The following is a 20,995-nucleotide window of genomic DNA, read 5'->3' on the forward strand; positions in this document are numbered from 1 at the left end:
CAAGCACTGACTGCCTGACTCCGGCTATTGATGCAGAACTTCATTCGCGTCTGTTCACTTCAACGTGAGCTTCTTCTTCCATTTCCGTTCTTCACCAGCATCGTTGTGGAATACGAAGGTGACCTCACCATTCTCCCCCTTTAACTGTTCGTCATAGATAAATCCTGAAAATTGTCCATTTCCGCTAATATAGAAGCCATCCTCCCCATTTCCACCGTGTTCGATAGCTTGCTTTGTCGTATTGATAATGTTTGTCTTCTCTGATTTCCAACTCATCTCGGCTAGTGCATATCCTTTAGGGAGCTGCTCCACTTGAAAATAAAAGTGATGCTCGGATTGGCCTGGATTCGTCGTCTGATCGATGACGACCAAGATTGGATCTTTCTGCTTGACCTGCTCCTTCACGGCAGGCGTTGGTTGAACGTTCTTGCCTGAGTCTGCGGTTTCGGTTGTTCCGCATGCGGTCAGCAGTATAAACGATGCAAGACTAATAAGAAGCCAATGCGATTTAAACGTATTCATTATGGTCACCTACTTCACTTATTGATTGATCTACTGTGAAATAAAACAATACGCCATCCTTCGTGTTCTCTACCCCATACGAGCTGCCGTGCAGTTCAAGAATATGTCTGCATATCGCCAGCCCTAAGCCTGTTCCGCCAGATTTGCGATCCCTTGAGCACTCACCTCGGTAAAATTGCTCCCATACCCGTTGAAGCTGAATCCAATCATTTGAAACGCAATCGAGATACGCGCCTAGACATCATTATTCCGAGAGACATACATTGTCTTGACAATAGAATTATGACAATCGGAGCAGGCAAAATAATAATGAACTTCCACCCACGTATTTACTTATGTAGAACGACCATTGTTTTTGTCTATTGACGTTATGACGCGTTTCTGAGTTGTGTTCGCATAGGAGGTTATCGATACATGATGTCCAGTGAGGAACGTCTTTGTCGAAAGTTCGCAATGATCATTGGTGGCCAACCAGGATTTGCAGGTGGTAAATGCGTAGCTACGATATCTCGTCAGCAGATTCGGGCATTTATTTTAGGAAAGAAATTCGGCGTAACCTCTTCTTTTTCATTTGAATCCCTAAATAAGAGAACAGGCAGAGCTTTATGTTTAGGCAGAGTAGCCTTATTACAAAAAGAAACGAACCGCTTCCTATCCGCTATTCGCGAGCAAGGTATCCTCGTATCGTCTGTACACAGTGAATGGCTGTTTGAACGTCCACGCTTAGTCTATGTCAATATTGAGGCTGTTGAGAAACCATTGATCTTCGCAAGAAAGATCAGAAAAGCGTTGAATCTCAGCAAGCAGACTAGACTTGCACCAGCTAAGTAATGCAATTCCTTGTTGTAGGACGAGAGCCCAGTCCGCATGCTCATGGACTGGGCTCTCATAAGAGTACCTAACCTCGTGTATCTAAATTCTCGTGTATGGATGTCCAATTGTTCAGTATGTCCCGAAACACCTTCTGTACGATAAGCAGCTCATCTTCATTATAGGGATCTAGGATACCCAGAAATCGTTGTTCCAGTTCATGATGCACATCCTCATGCAGTACATTCAATTTCCTTCCCTTGGGATTTAAGCGGAAATAGACCTCTTTCTTGTTATCGCTTAGTTGGGTTCTTCGTATGATGTCCATAGATAAGAGCTTGGAGCATATTCGAGATACTGTCGCTTTAGATGTTCGTAATCGTTCCGCGAGCGCCGTCACATTAATAGGTTCATGCTCCCCAATACTGGATATAACGTGAAGTTCTGTGATATTCAGCTGCAGTCCCTCGTCGAATTCATCTCCTAGCTTTCTCATTTCATGAGCGATATGCTTCTGAATCAAATCCTCGTGCTGTTCCTGTTGATGAATAAGCTCAACAAATATGTTGTATATTGCGTGCTTGCCATAAGCTGAAGTTACCTGATCCATGCCCTTCCTCCAACTCGATCTAATGATTCTATTATACTCGATCAATCATCTGTAGAATAGCGAGGTGCATGCAATAGATCTGACTGGCAAGCTACGCTAGTTTTATGGTTCCGTGATTGGCATTCATCCTTTGTTGCAGCTTGGCAGCTCAAGGGCATCATGTTCAATAAAAAAGAGAGGGTATCCCCCTCTCTCAGACTCGACAAAATCCTGTCAAAAGTCTGACGCGACCCCTTAAGGGATCGCGTCTCAATCAATTAACTCTATAAATACTTTATCTCATTCACCATCTAGACAAGACGGAGCATCGCCTTCATATCTTCCTGCGCATCCCCGATAAGCTTCAGGCCGAACAGATCGGTCAGTACGTTCATCACGCCTTCCGAGATGAATTCCGGCGGCTTCGGCCCGATGCGAATATCACGGATGCCCAGACTGAACAAGCCAAGCAAAATCGCAACCGCCTTCTGCTCGAACCACGAGAGCACGATCGACACCGGCAGTTCATTGACACTACAGCCGAAGGCGTCTGCAAGCGCAGCTGCGATCTTGACCGTGGAGCCGGAATTATTGCACTGCCCCAGATCGATATAACGCGGAATGCCTGTATCCGCCACCGTACCGTAATCGACATCATTAAACCGGAATTTTCCGCACGAGGTCGTCAAAATAACAGTATCGTTCGGTAGTGATGTCGCGAGCTCCCGGTAATACTCGCCGCCCTTGCCTGGCGCATCGCAGCCCGCGATGACGAAGAAGCGCTTGATTTTGCCATCCTTAACGGCCTGAATAATTTCCGGCGCCAGCCCGAGCACCGTCTCGTGGTGATACCCCGTTGTCAATGTCTGCTCGCTCTCCACATCCGCCGCGGGCAGCACTAGCGCACGCTCAATCAGCGGCGAGAAATCGTCGTTCACGATCTTGGTCACACCTTCGAGTCCGGCCACGTCATAGGAGAAGATCCGATCGGCGTAGGTCCCCTTAATAGGCATTACACAGTTCGTCGTCGCAAGGATGGCGCCAGGATATTGCTCAAACAGACGGCGCTGGTCGTACCAGGCTTTGCCGATATTGCCTTTCAAGTGCGGATATTTCTTCAATGCCGGGTAACTATGCGCCGGAAGCATCTCGGAATGAGTGTAAATGTTGATTGCCTTGCCCTCCGTCTGCTTCAACAATTCCTCCAGCGCATACAAGTTGTGCCCTGTCACGACGATAGACTTGCCCTCTATCTTGTTCTGCGGGACAGTAACCGGAACCGGAACGCCGAAATGCTCCGTATGGGCCCGATCCAGCACATCCATAATGCGGATCGCCGCGCCCCCTACCTTCATCGCCATGTCCAGATGCTCCTGTAAGTTGAAATTCGAGTTAGTCAACGTCATATAAAGCGCTTCATGCGTAATCGCGTCAACCTCTTCATCGACATAACCCAACTGCCGCGCATGCGTCGCATACGCCGCGATGCCTTTCAACGCAAACACGATCGTATCTTGTAGACTAGCAATCGTCTCGTCCTTGCCGCACACTCCGACAACCATGCAGCCGCCCGACGGCGTCTGCTCGCATTGATGACAGAACATTGCGTTTCCCCCTGTCAAAATGATTTTCTATTTTCAACATACTACATGGGGAAGCACCCCCGAGTGCGTACGATCACATCAAATATTTCAAAATCATGAATATCGCGTCAATTTCACAATCTCGCCTCATGTCACAAAAAACAGCGCGTCCATAACGGATCACGCTGCCCATATGCGATAAGTGGGTATCCCTCTCTTTTATTGCTCTCGCTATTACAAATGTGATCCTCCGCTCGCGTCAATCAATTGTCCGGTTACCCAACGACTATCTTCTGAAGCTAGAAATGCGGCTATATCAGCTACATCTTCCGGTTCTCCCCATCTGTTGAAGGCCGACAGTCCAGCCGCATACCTCTGTCCTTCGGACTGGCTTAACGTGCCGGCGTTCATCTCTGTGTTAATGATCCCTGGCAGAATGGCGTTCACCGTAATTTGGCGTTTCCCAAGTTGCTTAGCGAGAGCGGATGTTAGTGTGTTGATCGCCCCCTTCGTCATGCTGTACGTAAAGACGACTGGCGACGCCGCTCGGGTGACAAAGGATGAAATATTAATGATGCGTCCGCCATCATTTAATCGCGGCAGCGCTTGTTGAATGACGAAAAAAGGCCCTTTGACATTGATGCTCATTACTTCATCGAACGATTCTTCCGTTGCCTCTTCCAGGCTCAATATTTGGCCGATTCCAGCGTTATTCACCAGAATATCGAAGCGATTATTCCCTGTATGCTTCTGCAGAGTGTCGTCTAGAGACCTATATAAATCATGAATCCCGCTCAATTGACTGATATCTGCGCCTATCTTAAAAGCCAAGCCACCCTGTTGTTGAATATGCCGTACCACTTCCTCAGCAAGTTCTTCTCTTCTCCCGAAATGCACCGCAACGAAGGCTCCTTCACGCGCAAGGCGCAGTGCAATGGCACGTCCGATTCCTCGACTAGCGCCGGTTACTACGGCGACTTTACCTTGTAAGCTGTTCATAGTTCATCTCCTTATGTATAGGGTCAACTATGTTATAGCACAAGGCATATTTTGAAATGTTGCTCTTTCATATATTCTGACCTAATGTCCGCTCATTGTTTATTTTCTTTGTACAAGACAGCTTTGACTGCGAAGCGCGGCAAAATCAATTGTCTCTTCCATCTCGACGGCTGATTAAGCAGCCGATGCAGCCATTCCAGATTCAGCTTCTGCCACACAGCAGGGGCTCTCTTGACCTTCCCTGCAACGATATCCAGACTTCCCCCGACGCCAATTGCTACGCGGGAATGGAGCTGATGCTTGTATTTATGTATCCACCGTTCAGCGTAAGGTGCTCCGAGTGCCACGATTAATACATCCGGCTTCACGGCAGCAATATCGTTGACTATCTTGGCTTCGTCCTCTGAATGGAAGAATCCATGATGCCTTCCTACAATATGCACATGAGGATAAGACTCCTGGATAACCTCAGCGGCTCTCTTACTCACAGTTTCTTCTGCACCAAGCAAGTAGAAAGACCACTTTCGCTGATTCCCTTCGCTTAAGAGATTGAATAATAAGTCACAGCCCGTCACCCGTTCAGGAAGCGGATTGCCCTTCAAGCGAGATACCATGACGATGCCGATACCGTCAGCTGTGAGCAGCCCAGCATCGTCAATGATTGCTCGCAGGTTCTTATCCTGTTGGCAGGCCATCGTAATCTCAGGATTTAGCGTCACTACATGGAACAATTGTTGATTCTCCATGCCCTCAGTATGAATGACATCGCTAATGATATGCACAGTCTCTGTCATCGTTATTTTAGGGACAGGTATTCCCATAATTCGAGTTTCATTCGACACAAAGATGCCTCCTTTTCCAAGTATATCCATATAGTAGCACAACTTCTGTACGGAATGCCGCAACATATGGAATATGATGGTATGATCCAGTCTTTTTGCATGGCGTCAACTTTTTTCAATTGCCCCTATTTATCTGACTTCGTGAAAAAAGGTTTCTATAGACCCACTCGATTTTCATCTGCTATGGTTGACTATGTTGGCAAGAATAAGTTGATGATAATGGTAAGGGTGATGATCTTGAACGGACAAAAGGTTGCATTTTTATCAGTTCTTAGCAATACAACTGTTGTGATATTAAAGCTGGTCGTAGGAATTCTGACGGGATCGATTGCCGTTATTTCAGAGGCGATCCACTCTTCCTTGGACTTGGCAGCGTCTGTAATTGCGTTTTTCTCCGTACGCATATCGAATCGTTCAGCCGATCGCAATCATCCCTATGGACATGGTAAGGTTGAAAATATTTCCGGTACGATCGAAACACTGCTCATCTTCGTTGCAGGCATTTGGATTATATATGAGTGTGTTCATAAGTTATTGCGGCCAGCAGAAATTGAGATGCCGTATCTTGGAATCGCGGTTATGTTTATTGGTGCTGGGATTAACTTGGTCGTTGCGAGGAAGGTTGGCAAGACCGCAGATGAGCTGCATTCTGTGGCGATGAAATCGAACGCACTGCATTTGCTTACTGACGTGTATACGTCACTTGGCGTAGGTGTAAGCTTGCTGCTCGTAACGCTGACAGGGTGGACAATCTTAGATCCGATTATTGGGATCCTTCTTGCGGTGTACATTATGAAGGAAGCATTCACGCTTATGAAGGAATCATTTCCTCCCCTGATTGATGCTAGATTGTCCGAAGAGGAAGAGCAGCAGCTTCAGCAGCTGATACTCTTGCACAAAGATAAGTATATTGAGTTTCACGATTTTCGTACGAGACGCTCCGGCCCTGTTGAATACGTGGACTTTCATCTCGTGGTACCTTCTGGAATGGATATTGCAACCGCGCATCATCTGTGTGATGAAATCGAGCATACGATTCAGGGCAGTTTCGAGCGGGCAGAAGTACTGATTCATATTGAGCCTGAGCATGAACGGAGAGATAGACTTGCTCAGCAATAAATAGATAGACAGGGCAGATCCCTTTCCCGGGATTGCCCTGTTTTTGTTTCATGCTTATTGGCGTATATCCATAAAATAAGTTATAGACTGACCTGAAAAATAGGAACAGCGACAGCTAAGGACAAGAAAATAAAGTCCTAGACTGTCGCCGTTCCATTGAACAGACGTGTCCCGTTAGAATGACAAATTTATGCTGGTTTTACCTCGTTTTAATGCGAGATAGTCGCTGGCTGCGCTGTTCAGTTAGCCAGTGCAGGGTTGTTGCCTGATTCCGCCTACTCAAAATACTTCGAGCGACCGAGCAGCCGTTAGGCTGCGATGCGTGAAAATGGTGTTATGCGATGGTCTGTTCTTCCTGAATCAACTACCAAGGCTCTATTCTTAAATCATTCCATTGCGCCTTCCATCGACTTACTTTCTTATCGTAGATCTCTTTAGTAATTTGTCGCTTATTTGGTCTTACAACTTTATTAAACAAATCATCCAATCCGTAAGGTGCATATACATCCCATTCATCGGAAGTTATTCTTATTCCTAAAGACGTAGCTGTCGTTGGCCATGTATCGATTGCTTCTTCCACTGACTGATAGGGCTTAATCTCATATCCAAACCGGCTCTTGTACCATAAATGAACTCTAGCTTCATTCTCTCACATCGATCTTAAATGGATAATTAGGAAACATCCTTTCTAGCTGTGATTTTACTTGATCTTCCTTCTCTTCAGATAAATCACTATCATCAAAATAGACTAAATCCACATCCTTAATTCCATGATCGAGGGGCAAATCACTTAAATAATTCCATGTTGTCTGAGTAATACATCCCGCGCCAACATAGTAATTATTTATCTTCAGTTCTTGAACTCTATCAAGAAATTCATATATAGCTTTATGTTTTCGTACGATTTGAGCTAGTTTTTCTACTTGATGATTTAATACATGAATTTGAATCACATCTTTCTTAATGGTCTTTGGCTTGTTTGTTCTAACAGACTTTTGCATACCGTCTTATTCACGAACTTCGTAAATAATTCCTTATGTAGGGTATTCGCGAAAACTTTGGACTATCCTGCTGGTATAGCTTAATGAAGTATCGTCAGTCTACAACTTTATTTTCTTTCAGAGAAGAAAGGGAAATAATCGAATTACTGCTTTGAACACCGATCATATTACTCAGCGTATGAGATATGAAATATTCCAATTCCTGCATATCTGCAACGAGTACCTTTAACTAAGTAGTCGTATTGGCCGGCTACATGATGACATTCGAGTACAGGCTCGCACGCGACAACTGCTTGCCTAACCATAAATACATAAATTTTAATGCTAGACTGTTTATTCATCTAAATTTATTAATTGAATCAGATATAAGTTGGCAATGTAGCTTAACATTTTAGTTGAAAAGGTTCATATAAAAAAGAACAGATTGGAAAGCACATTCTTTCCAATCTGTTCTTATCCAATTCCTATTCGGATTTAATGATTGCTAGAGGTCTATCGAGACCTACACATATTGCTTCATCCAGCCAACAATCCGGTTCAGACGCTCTACACGAAGCTCTGGGTGCCCGTTGCGCGATAGATCATGATTCGCATCAGGGAATCGCACGAGCTGCGTTGTCTTGCCCAGACGCTTCAAGGCCACATATAGCTGCTCAGCCTGCTCGATTGGACAGCGCAAATCCTGCTCTCCGTGCAAAATAAGGAGCGGTGTCTGCACATTGTCCACATAGGCGAGCGGTGAATGCTTCCAGAGCTTCTCCGGGTCTTCCCATGGCTGTGCACAGATCTGATACTCGGTAAAGAAATAACCGATATCGCTAACCCCATAGAATGAGAACCAGTTCGAGATCGAACGCTGTGTAACAGCTCCCTTGAAACGATTCGTATGGCCGACAACCCAGTTCGTCATGAATCCGCCATAGCTGCCGCCCGTAACGCCAAGTCTATCTTCATCGATGAAGTCGTAGCGGGCAATCGCCTGATCAACGGATTCCATAATGTCCTCGTAGTCCTTCCCGCCATAATCCCCACGGCAAGCATCCACGAACTTCTGGCCATAACCGAGGCTCCCGCGCGGATTTGAATAGAGAACCGCATAACCTTGAGCGGCAAGTAGTTGGAACTCATGCATGAAGGAATTCGCATACATCGTATGCGGGCCGCCATGAATTTCAACAATTGTCGGTACCTTATCGCCTGCTGACATTGCTGGTGGCTTCATGATCCAAGCTTGCACCTTCCAACCATCGGTTGTCTGGAACCAGAACGATTCCGGCTGGCTTAGCGTCAGTTCCGCTAGTAAACGTTCGTTCGGGGCTTCAATCAGCTGTTCTTGCCCTGTGCCCAAATTCTTGATGAATAGCTCTCCAGGCTGCAGCCTATCAGCCGAAATGAATACAATCTGCTCTCCGTCCTTCGTGATCGTAAATTGAGTTATCTCCCGATCACCGACCGTTACATATTCACAGCTACCTTCTAACGAGATCCGTGCGAGCTGTACATTGCCTTCAGCTGAGACAAGCGAGTATACAGCAGAACCATCTGATGTAAAGACGAGTGGCGAGGATCCAAGACCCTTCATATCGGTAACTGCTGCATTGCCTACGTACAGATCAAGGTCGGCAGTAACGCATTCAGGTGCTCCTCCTGCTGCTGGTACGGTGTATACCTTAAGCAGGGTGGCGTTCTCGTATTGTCGGTCATGTCCATAGAATGCAATCGATTGGCCGTCCGGCGAGAATGCAAGCTTCCCGATGACGAGACCAGATTCCGTTATACGGCGGCACACTCTATCCTCACAGTTTATGATATAAATGAATTGACTAAGAACCAGATCAGGGTCAACTTCTTTATCCTCAACACGATTCGTAGAAAAGGCCACTTCCTTCCCGTCTGGTGACCATACGGAATCATGGACATCATAATCTCCGGAAGTCAATTGAACGGATTGGCCTGTTTCGATATGATGAACAAATAAATGAGTGCGCTTGTCGTCCAGCAAGCCTCTTCCATCTGCCTTGCATCTTAACCGATCAACTACGATCACCTGCTTGGCTGACTTCTGACTGTCGTCCGCAAGCTGCTCCTTCTCTTCTTTCTTGGAAGAATCGATACTCGCTGTGTACAACAGTCGGGAACCATCCGGCGACCATGAGAATGCGCTTACTCCGAACTCCGCGCTTGTAATCGCCTCTGCTTCGCCGCCATCAGCTGCCATTGTCCATATCTGCTGGTGCTTATCCTTCTTGCGAAGAAAGGCCAGCTTCTGGCCATCCGGCGACCAGACCGGAGCGCTATCCTGCTCTCCATGGGTAAATACCTTGCTCTTCGTTCCATCTGCTGACGAGATATGTATGCGCGAGCGATAACCGCTCTTCTCTTCATTGACCTGCTTCGCTACATAAGCAATCGTTCCGTCTGTAGGATTGACATCCGGATCAGACAACCAGACGAACTGGTACAAATCTTCTGCTGTGATGGTACGACGTTCCATTGCAACACCTCCCATGATTGATATACATAGTATGGCATTCTTTTCCGGAAAAAGACAAGTGCATTCGAGCTAACTTCCGCCTATTGCTCCCAATCTCGCAACAGGCTAATAAACTCGACGTGTCTCTCTTTCCTCAACTAAATCGATATTGCTCCGACATTCCGTAAGAAAGCGTCAAGACGCCGCCATCCTTCACCAAGTCCGCTCCCTGCTCCTTCGCTTGGCAAATTACGTTGTAAATAGAGCTGACACTTATATATTGCTTGTATATGTCATCATCAAATTCTCCTGTACGGAAGCCCTCAAACAATGCAGCAGAAATCATAAAATAGCTGGCAAATTGAGTCCGATACACACGGAAGGATTCATCTCCCCTATACAAAAGCATCTCTTCGTTGTAAGTAAGCGTATCAAAAGCATGCTCTGCACAGATCTCAGGCAAAAAGGCGTATAGCTCTTGGGCTAAATCAGCATCCTGCAATCTCTCAGCCAATAAATCCGGGAAACTGTCGTACTTCTCCTGCGTATCGCACTCCATGAAGAGGCGTACCGCTGTATGCGTGGCATCCTCAATTTGCTCCGGCTGATATGGATACGGTGTATATGTGTCCTCCGACTGCTGTAAGAAAATAAACTGCTTCTGAGATGCAAAGCCTTCCACCTGCCAATTGTTTGCGATATCCGCTACCATTTGCCCCAGTTCCGGGCTCGAAATATCATTTATGCGGCATTCACCAGTAATGTCATCTCCGTGCTTTGCGGCATAGATTTTGATATAGCACAGCTTCTGATCGCCGATTCTCTTTGCGATTTCGTCCTTAAGCATTTCCCAATATGGGGATTCTTCCATCTCAGGTGATGATTCTCCCAGGCCGACGATATTGCTCTTATACGCCTTCCAGTGATGCACGGTGTCTCCGTAAGTCGTATGCAGCGTCTCAGGATTTCTGTCCTGCTCCATGGAGGCGATTCCTTCCATGAGGGAGAAGGCAAAGCCGCCTATTGCGGTACCGAATGCATTTTTTAGATTACTGCCGATGCCCGCCGTCGTTTCGAAAATATCGCGATCCCATTTCGGTGAACTCACTTGAAACTGTAGCATGACGGTCTGATCCGTCCACTTCGCCACATGAGGACGTATTGTAAGTTCCCATTTCGGGATGATGATACAGTCCCCTTCTATCATTTCCTCAGCCTCAAAAATTCCTCTCATCCCTTGATGAAGCAAAAAATGTGCGGGGTCATCAATTTTTTCTTCTTCCCAATCCAGCGCGATTTCTTGTTCTCTCGTCATCTTGCAGCTCCTCCCTTTATGTCTGCTTGCTCATATGCTTTATCAAAGGATACCATATTTCAGGGCTGTCGAGTGACACACAAAAAGAAAACAGCAGCATCGCTGATGCTGCCTCTATCCGTTTCACCTGTTTAATTTTTTGCTGCAACTATTTTTCAAAGAAAATATCCTCTAGCGTAACTTGCTTCGGCTCCAATTTATAAAGACGCACTTTGTTGTCCACCAACGTTTGCACGATATCAGGGATGGCTTCCTCATCAGTGATTGTGCAAGTGATTTCCCTTTCTGAAACAGCGAGGTTCTCTGCGATATCGATGAGTTGCTTTTTTATATTTTCCCCCTGCTCGGAAGACAAAGGACTGATTTTGCAGAATAATTCGATATGCTGCTGATATTCCTTTCTTAAGTCTTCCATCGTGCCGTATTTGGTAATGACGCCCCGTTCCATAATGGCGATTCTACTGCATAACATCTCCACTTCGTGGAGATTATGGGAGGTTAAAAAAATCGTCTTGCCTTGGATATGAAGGTTTCGAATGATTTGCTGAATATCGACTGCCGATTCGGGATCTAGTCCAGAAGTAGGTTCATCAAGGAAAATAAGTTCCGGGTCGCCGAGTAACGCTTGCGCTATACCGAGCTTTTTTTTCATGCCAAACGAAAACCCTCTTACCTTGCTTTCTTCATGTCCTCGCAAACCCACGCTTCCCAAGAGCTCAACGAGTTCATCCCGTTTCAATTTTGTTCGTTTCAATTCAGAAAAATAAATCAGGTGCCCAAGTGCGGTCATGTCATAATAATAATTAGCCGCATCCGGCATAACGCCAATCTTGCTTTTGATTTCGTTAATCCGGGCATGATTCTCCCCCAGTATATGAATACTGCCTTCCGTCGGACGAACAATACCGGTCAGCATATTGATAGTCGTTGACTTCCCCGCTCCGTTTTTGCCAAGAAATCCGAACAATTCCCCACGCTTTACTTCAAATGTAACCCCCTTAACGACATATGTATCTTTATATTTCTTTTTCAGACCATGTACCTCGAGCGCATTCATTATAAGTCCTTCCTCCTGAAAATGAAAATGGACACATATACAAACAGGATGGAAATCACGAACGGAAAATAGGACTTCCAGTTCGATTCAATGAGATAAAAATAAGGAGTTGCATATTTAACGAGCTGAGATGCTTGATTTTCCGTAAAAACGCTCCACATTCCAGCGGCTGGTAACAGTAATCCACACAGCAAACTCGCGAAAATCGAATAACTACCTTTGGGAATGATTGTGGATAACAGCATGTTCACTCCGACGGCAAATGAAATAAACACGATTAGTCGAATATATTCTAAAACATAAAGCTGCCCGATACTTAGGAAAATGACTATGAATGAACAGGCCAGACATACTGCCCAAAACAATAAAATGCCGAGATATTTCCCGAAAACGATGGATGTCTTCGGTACTTTAGTCACGACAAATCGAATGGTTTGGCTCTCCACTTCCCGATTAATCGTATCGTGGGAAAGGGTTAAGACAAATAAAAAACCAAGCCCCGTTACAAGGAAACGAATACCTGATACATAGGGATTTGATTCCTCTCCGAACATCAAACCTGGATTATTTTTCACGAAATTCGATATTGAGAAAGCAACGACACAAAACAATAGCACTATCGCAACAGATTTAAAGCTTTTGAATAGCGTCAAAAATTCCCTCTTTGCAATTGCGTACATGCCGGTCAGGCCGCCCCCTTTTCTTTATTTGTCATGATGCTCAACCTGATCTGCGCCTTTCTTTTTTCTGTTCCCCATGAACGCCATAACCAAGCCAACGATCATAATAACGACAAAAATATACTGATAAGGCGTGCTTGAGCGAAACACGATGTAACCAATAAGGCCGATAAGTATAATTAGATGCGCCATGTTATCTCCTCCCTTTTATTTCTTTTTCTGTTTGCCTGCCATCCAAATGCAATAATAATGAACACGTCAATGATTATATGAAAGTTGTAAATGAGAACTAACGCTAACAGGCATAATGCACTGTATAACGCAACTAGTTTCAACCTATGTACTTTTGAAATAGGGGGACTTGCAATACGGAATCGGGTGCCGATCAAATAGCAGAAATTTAAGTAAAGAAGGCTTTTTGCCAATACAATGATTGAAATGTCCATAAGCATGTATCTGTAAATGAAGCCGATTGATCCGAATAAACAGACAAACAGCAGCCCGCAGCTCTGTACGATCCTTCTTTCCACAAATGTGGAAACCGGAAAAAAACGCAGCAGCGAGTGCTTTTCAAGTAGAAAATTCAATCGAATCTCACTGAAGAAGTAAATACTCATAATATAGGCCATTACCATGAAGTTTATCGAGCTGTTCGTGTCCTCTCGCAGCATATAGCTAAACGTAGAATATGCTACGGTCAATGATGCGATAAGAGCATACTTCGATAAAATTTGAATATTTCGTACGTAAGCCAATAATTGATATCCCATAAGCGATTTCCATTGCGAAGGCATGACATAGATGTGGGAGAGCTTAGACATTGAACGGCTTAACCGAATTACGGCAGCGGGGACAGACTTTTTTTGAGCTACTAGCAATTTGGACACAATGATGGGGCAAATGATGGCGGTCAACACAAATCCAGATATTATTATTATATCGAAATAATGGATGAAAATCACCTGTATGTGATACTGAAGTTGTTTTGCATTGCTGACGAGTAAGCTGATAACCAGCAAAAGAACCGGAAACGCAAAATGATAAAGAAATTTTTCTTTATAAAATATGTAAACATACTCAATCGTCTGAGCTATAAAGAGCATGATGAACAGCCTTGTAAACAAAATCAGCACGTCTACCCACGCAACCTGGCACAAAAGAAAAACAAGAATGAAAACTGCATATAACAGCATTTGATCAAGATTTAAAACTTTGCATACATAATTCATCCTAATAATAAGTGCTTTTCTTAGAGGTGTCGTCTTTAGAAACGAAAACAAGTGGCCCATGTTCCCTTTTTTCGGGTCTTCCATAAAAATTGCAATGACGTGCAAAAAGAAAAGTATGGAAGGAATGGATTTCAAAACAAGCTCTGTATCTGTTACATACAATAAGGCTACGAACGCCAATCCACCTGCAATTAGAGCGCTGATAATCGACAGCGCCCACGAAAACGAATACCCAAGTATTCTCGAATAAAGCTGCCGATATTCCTTCATTAACATAACGTCTCTGTCCTCACTCGCTATTTGGCTATCTGCATAATCTGATTGTTCTCTATCCGGTACACAACTGTAGATACTGCTTCGAGCAAGTCTTGCAAATGAGTCGTAAATAATACAGACCTATTATTCCTAGCACGTTCTTGAAATAGACTGATCACGGCTTCCACTGAAGATTGATCAAGTCCCTCAAATATCTCATCACATATCAATAATGCAGGATCATATAATAACGCGCCTAGAAGCAGGGCTTTCTTTTTCGTTCCAAAAGACAATTCCTTCATTAACCGTTCAAGATGGGATTCTATTCCTAACTGTACAGAAAGCTCACTGGCGTAAAGCAGCGTTTCTTTTTCTGGCAACTGATAAACAGCGATTATGAATCGATAATATTCCAGGGGAGTCAGCAAGTCGCATAGGTCATGACCGTCAGACGGGATATAGGCGGAGTGCAGCCTAATCTGTTCACGATTGTTCAAATGGTGACCGGCAATCGTAACTTCTCCGTCATCGAACGGTTCATAACCTAATATGCATTTTAAAAATATGGTCTTCCCCATCCCATTCTTGCCGACGAGAGCGCAAATTTCTCCCGAGTGGATTTGAAGGTTTACGTTTTCGAATAACGATTGCTTTTGAAATGCCTTGGATAAATTAGAAACTTCTAAAGTAGAATGTGGCATATTTGAATTCTTCCTCAATATAATGTAATATGTGGTGACGGCAGCAAATATAGGTTGTCGGCAAATCGGATTTCAATACCAGGCAAAAGGAAGCAACCGGCAAGTTATTCCTTCTGCGGCATACCCGCTTAGCATGTGATGATGAACAAGTATCGATGACGCCTCTTCTTTTCTTGAACCGGCGATGATTGGTGCGAATCGTAGCGTGCTAAGCGATTTCTTTATTACAGCCCCAAAATGCGTGCAATAGCTTCCAACACGGACTGGCCGAAACCGGACAAGTAGTTCACCAGAGCATCGAATCCGTTCATAATTGCCTCAACGATCGCCGATCCTGCAATGTACTCAATTGCTTTCTTCGCCCAACTGCTGAGACCATTCCATCTATCAATCAAAAACCGAGCAATTCTTCTAACCAGAGCACCCATTTAAAAATCCCTCCATTTTCATAGTTTCAACCTATATTTGCTGCCTACCTCAAATATAAGGGTTACTATCCCGAAAATGGAATTAGGTGGAAAACGAATTTTTTGCTTCGGTATCCCGCAACAGTCTCTTCGGTATTACAACTTTTACTGATGAATGTTTCTACTCTTCATCATCTCAATACATTCCCCTCTTGAACGGACGCCCAGCTTTTCATAGATTCGCCTCAAGTAATTCTCGACGGTTCTGGTACTTACAAAAAGCTGTTTTGCAATTTGCATATTCGTAAATTTGCGGAGGACAAAAGACAAGATACGTTGTTCATGCACGGTCAGTGCTGTCATGCGGTCATTGGGAGAGTATAGTTGGGTTATGCTGGAGATGGGGACAATCGTTTCCCCATGCATAACTGTACTTATCATTCTGGTAATCTGATTCTTTTTCGATTTCCTAGGAAGAATACCGCTTAAACCCAGCTCTGACATGTGATAAAATGAGATATGATCTGAAAGTACAACGATTTTCGATGTGGGTAGAGTTTTATTTATGGTCGAAATGATGTCCAATTGATTATCGAATTCTTCCATAGCCACTAGCGCCACATCTATATTGACATTTGGCAATTGGTCAAATGCCGATTTATCAAGATCCTCCAATAACTTTGCCTCTGTAAGACTGACTCCTTCCACAATTTCTTTTAATGCAGATGCTTTTAAAGGGTGATCGCAAACAATTAACACTTTACAAACATCCACTATAATTGCAACCTCCTTATATCCTATGAATGTAAACACATATAGTGCTATATTAGGAAAATATCTCCATAGATATGGTAGTCCACTATCCTTCTTCTGTCAACAATATCTCGCTGTACAATTTGTATCATTTCCGATTTATCGTTTCCTGTCATGCATAATTAAAACGACTTCCTCATAAAGAAGTCGTTTTAATTATGTCCTCGTAATACTCATCATCAGAACGGTATGCTGTCTTACATTGCTCCAGTACGTTCCCACTGGTGAAGAAAGCCTTTATCCAGCCAGCTACCGCCGTCCACGGTAATCACGTCACCCGTAATGAAGGAAGAGTAGCGGGAGACCAAGAAAGCTGCGACAGAAGAAATTTCCTCTTTCGTCCCTAATCGCTTCAGTGCAACGTTATCAATTACCGCTTCCTTCATTTGCTCATTGGCCATCAGCTTCTCAATTCCGCCGGTTCCTTCAATCGGGCCTGGTGCGAGACAGTTGATGCGGATTCCGTATTTCCCCCATTCTGAAGCAAGCGTGCGCGACATGGCAATAACTCCAGCCTTCGCGGAAGCGGAATGCACGACTCCTGGACCTCCTGTCCAAGCATAACTGGCAACAATATTAAGAATCGCGCCTCCATTACCAGCCGCAATCATTTGTTTTCCAACTGCCTGACTGCAGTACCATGTTCCGTTAAGTACGATATTCTCCACTGCGTTCCAGCCATTCACGGTCAAATCCTCGGCCCTGCACACGAAATTGCCTGCCGCATTATTCACGAGAATGTCAATGCCGCCCCATGTCTGTACCGTTTCATGCACCATGGCTTGCACCGTTTCGGGATCACGTACATCGCACTCATATGCCTTTGCCTTTCCTCCATGCGATGTGATTTCTTCTACGACTGGACGCAATCGTTCCATGCTCCTACCACAAATCATGACTGAAGCTCCAAGACGAGCAAAGTAGAATGCCATATCCTTCCCCATCCCGGATGATCCTCCCGTAATTATAGCCACTTTACCCTGCAAAAGATCTTGCTCCATTTCTGCGTTCCCCCTTATTTGCTTCATCGCACACAGGTTTCTGCTTCCATTCTGAGCAGATCGGAAATGAGGCATCACACTAGGGAGTTCGCAATCCTATCCGATCGTCACCTTGTTGATATTATGCAAGCGAATACAATACATAATTTTACATTTACCATACCACACGTATTTATATCTGTAAACGCTCTCCCACTTATTTCATTTGAACATCGGTTACATGTACAGTTATATTGCCTCTATACATATTCCCAGCGGGGGATCGAACCGTATTGGCTGCTTGAGCACTTGAATGATTATATGCAGCAATGACGTAGGCATCTGCATTATCCATGTACACGGTGTTATTCATGAATTGATTGTTGATTCCCCATCCGGTTACAACCTCATGGAGCTGGAAAGCATCTACGATCACATTGTTGTTGCCCTGATATCCCACATTATTGCGTATGATGGCATCATTGCCCTTCACATCGATAAAGCTGTCCGCATAGTTCGCCCCACTGATTCCCTCGCCGTAAAATGTGCAATTTTCCACAATAGTTCCGATTGTTCTTTCCTTAATATCAACATGTTCAGCAGTGACATGAGGGCCGAATCCAACATTGCGTATGGTGTTGTAGTGCGTCTCTTGATTGTAGCCAGCCCCTTCAGCAGAACCCACGTATACACCTTCCCCATATCCAGGAGACGTTCTTCCTGTGTGATGGATGCTTGAGTTCTGTATCGTGTTGTATGAGCTGCCATCTCGGAAATGCACACCCTCCATGCCTGTATTGTACACTTCTACATCGCTGATGAGCGAATAATTGGAATGATCCAGGATGATACCCTTCTGTGCATTCGTAAATTTGAGATTGCGTATCTCCCAATAATCGCCTCGTACCCGTAGGGCATATCCCGATGAGGTTGAAGTTCCGGATAGTACAGCAGGATTGCCAGAATCAGCACTGCGAATTACAATAGGCTGGCCAGATGATCCATTAATGTCTGAGGAAAAACTACCCGTATATGTTCCCGGCGCAAGCACGATAGAGCTCCCTGGACTAACACTCTTCAATGCCTTGGATAAACAGGATGCCGTATTGCAAGTTATCTCCTTCACATCAATTCTGATGCTTGCTGATAATGGTTCCCCAGCACTACTGCTCCAAGCAAAAGCTTGGGTTGGTACTGAGCTAATTACTAGTAACAAAATCAGACCATACATCCATCCTCGTTGTGATCGCAACGTACACAGATCAGCTATTCGCATCCCCATTCCTCCTCATCGTATTGATACTTAAATATACTTTTCTGACAGAGGGTTCATACGATACAATTTACAATTGCAGCAGTTATAGCTATCGTGGATGTTATTCAGCTGAAAATCGTGCCATTACGATCGTGTTATAATAATGACCGTCTGACAAGAGCTTATCCTTTTTTAAAATTCCTTCTACCTCAAAGCCAAGCTTTTTGTAAAGGCGAATCGCACTTTCATTCGTTTCCAGCACATTCAACGTAATTTTCTTAATCCCGTTGGCTTCTGCCCATGCAATCGACTGCTGCATCAGGTTTTTGCCAATGCCGTATCCCCAATATTCTTTCAATACACATACTCCAAATTCAACTTTATGTGAGAATCGTTTCAAATAAGTTCCCGCGCATCTCGAAAATCCGACGATACGATTCTGCATAACAGCAACGAGAAACAAATTTCTTGAGCTCTCGGAGTCCGATTTGATTATCTGTTCGAATCCGCTGACATCGATGAAGGCCTCTCCTTGTTCGCGATCCATATTTTCGGTCTCCCCGTCAATTTGCATTCTTACTATAGATAACGCTGTCGCGTCGCTGTTCACCGCAGATCGAATCGTATAACTAAGACCGTTGACGTTGAATTCTCTATCATCTATTATCATTTCATATAATCCTCCTTGAAACCAGGTTACCGGAAAGCTAGAACCAAGCGTACTTTCTAAACAAAACAAACAAGGATGAGTCTTTAAGCTAGGGAAATGACCCTTTCTGGACTCATCCTTTTATAAAATCTATTTCCTATCGCTTCTTAAATGGAGTACTTGCGTATTCTCCGCCAAATGATTACCTCGTCATACTATTTTGACAGCTTCAAATGCAAGATCGGATAAGGGCGTCCGCTACTATCCGTTTGCGATTCGTCTACGATCGAGAATCCATTTTTCAGATAATACATTTTTGCACGCTCATTATCTGTATTGACATCAACTGAATTTACCCCAAACTCCTTGATAAGCAATTGAATGATTTGTGTTCCGTACCCTTTTCCGAACTCGTCGGGATCTAAAAACAACATCTCCAAATGATTCTCATTGGTACCCGAAAAGCCGACGAAAGAGCCTTCAACAAACCAAAGACGCACATCAAGATGAGGAAAATACAAAGGGATTTCTTTACGAATTTCCAGCTTATCTTCAAGTTTCAAAAAATGATGGGTAGCGGTTACGGATCTATCCCACAAATTCAAAATGAGCTCATGATCATTTACTGTTGCTTTTCTGTTTTTCATAATAACAATCCTCCTATTTTTTCATCACGCTCCTTTCATACGATTTATTAACGATCTTAATTACACAGCTCCAATCCATGTAAGACATCATCATATTCTCCCTTTGCCGTTCTAATCGGTTATTACAAAAGAACCTGCCTGTTTTCAATCATTTTATGTATCAGTTCTGCCCCATCGCTTCCAGACTCTCTGGAAGAAGCTGACCGCCATCAACGATGATGGTTTGGCCCGTAATATAACCTGCCTCCCTCGAAGCCAAAAAAAGAGCGGCGTAGGCGATATCTTCGACGCTTCCAAGCCGCTTGAGCGGAACGGACGCTGTCATCGTGTTCAGATAATGATCCCCAAGACCTTCCAAGCCTTCCGTCATGATGTTACCAGGCATGACAGCGTTAATTGTAATATTGTAACGCGCTAGCTCGAGCGCCGCACTGCGCATGAATCCAAGCTGAGCGGCTTTGCTCGCGCCGTAGTGCGACCATCCGACATAACCGGTGGCCGGTCCCGTAATGGAAGAGGTAACAATAATCCGGCCATACTCCGCTTTCTTCAAAAAAGGCAGGCAGGCTTGAAGGGAAAACAGCGTCCCGCGTGCATTCGTGTTCATCACCTGATCCCAATGCTCTCCGGTCATCTCCTCAATCGTTGCATTCGGAAAAATACCAGCATTGGCACAAAGCACGTCAATCCCCCCGAAAGTACTTGCCGTTTCGCTCGCAACGCTCTTCATCGATTCCAAATCGGCGACATTGCCTTCGAAGGCATGAGCAACGCCTCCGTTCTCTCGGATTTCAGTTGCGGTTTCCTCCGCTTTCGTCAGGCTGCGTGCGACAACTGCGACTTTCGCACCCTTTGCGGCGAATGTTCTCGCAATTCCTTTACCGATTCCTTTGCTTGCTCCAGTCACAACGACCGTCTTATCCTTCAGTGGCGTCAGCATGTAAAAGCGCTCCTATCCCCTGTAATATGTGCTACAATATCCCAGTACTTAGATTCCTTATTATCGTACTACATATCCAATTGTGGAGACAACTTGAGTTATAAACGCTTGAACGCTCATAAAATCCTC

General features: G+C 44.6%; 25 protein-coding genes and 1 pseudogene. 2 read left to right on the top strand and 24 right to left on the bottom strand.

The genetic code is table 11. From position 1 onward, the window contains the following. Nucleotides 1-54: 54 nt before the first annotated feature. Nucleotides 55-522, bottom strand: a complete 468-nt coding sequence (locus tag BLS15_RS17755; RefSeq protein WP_021252395.1) for a hypothetical protein — start codon at nt 520-522, stop codon at nt 55-57. After that, nucleotides 509-721 (bottom strand): annotated as a pseudogene (locus BLS15_RS17760) (ATP-binding protein); the annotation flags it as partial. The gene BLS15_RS17755 and the pseudogene BLS15_RS17760, both read right to left, overlap by 14 nt. Before the next feature lie 215 nt (nt 722-936). Here BLS15_RS17760 and BLS15_RS17765 point away from each other — a divergent pair. After that, entirely contained in the window at nt 937-1,353 is a 417-nt protein-coding gene (locus BLS15_RS17765; protein ID WP_021252396.1) for a DUF1259 domain-containing protein, read from the top strand. Nucleotides 1,354-1,420: 67 nt separating this feature from the next. On the opposite strand, the gene BLS15_RS17770 is transcribed toward BLS15_RS17765, so the two are convergent. From BLS15_RS17770 to BLS15_RS17785, 4 genes are all read right to left on the bottom strand, one after another. Then, on the bottom strand, nt 1,421-1,942 hold the full coding sequence (locus BLS15_RS17770) for a MarR family transcriptional regulator (protein WP_021252397.1): 522 nt from the start codon (nt 1,940-1,942) through the stop codon (nt 1,421-1,423). Between the two features lie 290 nt (nt 1,943-2,232). After that, nucleotides 2,233-3,525 carry a hydroxylamine reductase gene (gene hcp / locus BLS15_RS17775; RefSeq protein WP_090513072.1) on the bottom strand — a complete coding sequence of 431 codons (1,293 nt, stop codon included), beginning with the start codon at nt 3,523-3,525 and terminating at the stop codon, nt 2,233-2,235. A 213-nt stretch (nt 3,526-3,738) separates the two neighbouring features. Continuing rightward, nucleotides 3,739-4,503 (bottom strand): SDR family oxidoreductase, encoded by a 765-nt coding sequence (locus BLS15_RS17780; protein ID WP_021252399.1) that lies wholly within the window; start codon nt 4,501-4,503, stop codon nt 3,739-3,741. A gap of 92 nt (nt 4,504-4,595) precedes the next feature. Next, nucleotides 4,596-5,345: a WecB/TagA/CpsF family glycosyltransferase gene (locus BLS15_RS17785; protein ID WP_021252400.1), complete on the bottom strand. Its 750-nt coding sequence runs from the start codon at nt 5,343-5,345 to the stop codon at nt 4,596-4,598. Between the two features lie 231 nt (nt 5,346-5,576). Here BLS15_RS17785 and BLS15_RS17790 point away from each other — a divergent pair, with 231 nt between their 5' ends. Continuing rightward, a complete protein-coding gene (locus BLS15_RS17790; protein ID WP_036590240.1) occupies nt 5,577-6,464 on the top strand; it encodes a cation diffusion facilitator family transporter in 888 nt (295 codons plus the stop codon). A 364-nt stretch (nt 6,465-6,828) separates the two neighbouring features. On the opposite strand, the gene BLS15_RS30030 is transcribed toward BLS15_RS17790, so the two are convergent. From BLS15_RS30030 to fabG, 18 genes are all read right to left on the bottom strand, one after another. Continuing rightward, nucleotides 6,829-7,062: a nucleotidyltransferase family protein gene (locus tag BLS15_RS30030; RefSeq protein WP_368087130.1), complete on the bottom strand. Its 234-nt coding sequence runs from the start codon at nt 7,060-7,062 to the stop codon at nt 6,829-6,831. Between the two features lie 43 nt (nt 7,063-7,105). Then, nucleotides 7,106-7,465: a nucleotidyltransferase family protein gene (locus BLS15_RS17800; RefSeq protein WP_090513080.1), complete on the bottom strand. Its 360-nt coding sequence runs from the start codon at nt 7,463-7,465 to the stop codon at nt 7,106-7,108. 94 nt (nt 7,466-7,559) lie between these two features. Beyond that, nucleotides 7,560-7,673, bottom strand: a complete 114-nt coding sequence (locus BLS15_RS30035; RefSeq protein ID WP_231515129.1) for a hypothetical protein — start codon at nt 7,671-7,673, stop codon at nt 7,560-7,562. Then, on the bottom strand, nt 7,633-7,806 hold the full coding sequence (locus BLS15_RS30040; RefSeq protein WP_327194865.1) for an Lrp/AsnC ligand binding domain-containing protein: 174 nt from the start codon (nt 7,804-7,806) through the stop codon (nt 7,633-7,635). Before BLS15_RS30040 ends, BLS15_RS30035 begins: the two co-directional genes overlap by 41 nt. 161 nt (nt 7,807-7,967) lie before the next feature. Then, on the bottom strand, nt 7,968-9,959 hold the full coding sequence (locus BLS15_RS17810) for a S9 family peptidase (protein ID WP_090513084.1): 1,992 nt from the start codon (nt 9,957-9,959) through the stop codon (nt 7,968-7,970). Nucleotides 9,960-10,092: 133 nt separating this feature from the next. Then, nucleotides 10,093-11,253, bottom strand: a complete 1,161-nt coding sequence (locus BLS15_RS17815; protein WP_021252404.1) for a DUF6348 family protein — start codon at nt 11,251-11,253, stop codon at nt 10,093-10,095. Between the two features lie 148 nt (nt 11,254-11,401). Continuing rightward, nucleotides 11,402-12,310: an ABC transporter ATP-binding protein gene (locus BLS15_RS17820; protein ID WP_028532737.1), complete on the bottom strand. Its 909-nt coding sequence runs from the start codon at nt 12,308-12,310 to the stop codon at nt 11,402-11,404. Further along, nucleotides 12,310-12,990 carry an ABC transporter permease gene (locus BLS15_RS17825; RefSeq protein WP_021252406.1) on the bottom strand — a complete coding sequence of 227 codons (681 nt, stop codon included), beginning with the start codon at nt 12,988-12,990 and terminating at the stop codon, nt 12,310-12,312. Before BLS15_RS17825 ends, BLS15_RS17820 begins: the two co-directional genes overlap by 1 nt. A 24-nt stretch (nt 12,991-13,014) precedes the next feature. After that, the gene (locus tag BLS15_RS29070; RefSeq protein ID WP_021252407.1) at nt 13,015-13,182 is read right to left on the bottom strand and encodes a hypothetical protein; all 168 of its coding nucleotides are present in this window, start codon (nt 13,180-13,182) and stop codon (nt 13,015-13,017) included. Beyond that, complete coding sequence (locus BLS15_RS17830) at nt 13,170-14,495, bottom strand: hypothetical protein (protein WP_021252408.1); 1,326 nt, start codon at nt 14,493-14,495, stop codon at nt 13,170-13,172. The genes BLS15_RS29070 and BLS15_RS17830 overlap by 13 nt, the downstream gene beginning before the upstream one ends. 20 nt (nt 14,496-14,515) lie before the next feature. Next, the gene (locus BLS15_RS17835; protein ID WP_021252409.1) at nt 14,516-15,175 is read right to left on the bottom strand and encodes an ATP-binding cassette domain-containing protein; all 660 of its coding nucleotides are present in this window, start codon (nt 15,173-15,175) and stop codon (nt 14,516-14,518) included. 224 nt (nt 15,176-15,399) lie between these two features. Then, on the bottom strand, nt 15,400-15,603 hold the full coding sequence (locus BLS15_RS17840) for a hypothetical protein (protein WP_021252410.1): 204 nt from the start codon (nt 15,601-15,603) through the stop codon (nt 15,400-15,402). Between the two features lie 144 nt (nt 15,604-15,747). Then, nucleotides 15,748-16,356: a helix-turn-helix transcriptional regulator gene (locus tag BLS15_RS17845; protein ID WP_021252411.1), complete on the bottom strand. Its 609-nt coding sequence runs from the start codon at nt 16,354-16,356 to the stop codon at nt 15,748-15,750. Nucleotides 16,357-16,592: 236 nt separating this feature from the next. After that, nucleotides 16,593-17,396 carry a 2,4-dienoyl-CoA reductase gene (gene fadH / locus BLS15_RS17850; RefSeq protein WP_021252412.1) on the bottom strand — a complete coding sequence of 268 codons (804 nt, stop codon included), beginning with the start codon at nt 17,394-17,396 and terminating at the stop codon, nt 16,593-16,595. Between the two features lie 196 nt (nt 17,397-17,592). Further along, nucleotides 17,593-18,651 carry a right-handed parallel beta-helix repeat-containing protein gene (locus tag BLS15_RS17855; protein WP_021252413.1) on the bottom strand — a complete coding sequence of 353 codons (1,059 nt, stop codon included), beginning with the start codon at nt 18,649-18,651 and terminating at the stop codon, nt 17,593-17,595. 100 nt (nt 18,652-18,751) lie between these two features. Next, nucleotides 18,752-19,300 (bottom strand): GNAT family N-acetyltransferase, encoded by a 549-nt coding sequence (locus tag BLS15_RS17860; protein WP_021252414.1) that lies wholly within the window; start codon nt 19,298-19,300, stop codon nt 18,752-18,754. A 194-nt stretch (nt 19,301-19,494) separates the two neighbouring features. Beyond that, complete coding sequence (locus BLS15_RS17865) at nt 19,495-19,926, bottom strand: GNAT family N-acetyltransferase (RefSeq protein WP_021252415.1); 432 nt, start codon at nt 19,924-19,926, stop codon at nt 19,495-19,497. A gap of 160 nt (nt 19,927-20,086) precedes the next feature. Further along, nucleotides 20,087-20,866, bottom strand: coding sequence for a 3-oxoacyl-ACP reductase FabG (fabG, locus tag BLS15_RS17870; RefSeq protein ID WP_028532735.1), 780 nt, complete (start codon nt 20,864-20,866; stop codon nt 20,087-20,089). Nucleotides 20,867-20,995: the final 129 nt, after the last annotated feature.

This window comes from Paenibacillus sp. cl6col, assembly GCF_900102125.1.
Lineage (GTDB): Bacteria > Bacillota > Bacilli > Paenibacillales > Paenibacillaceae > Paenibacillus_B > Paenibacillus_B suaedae.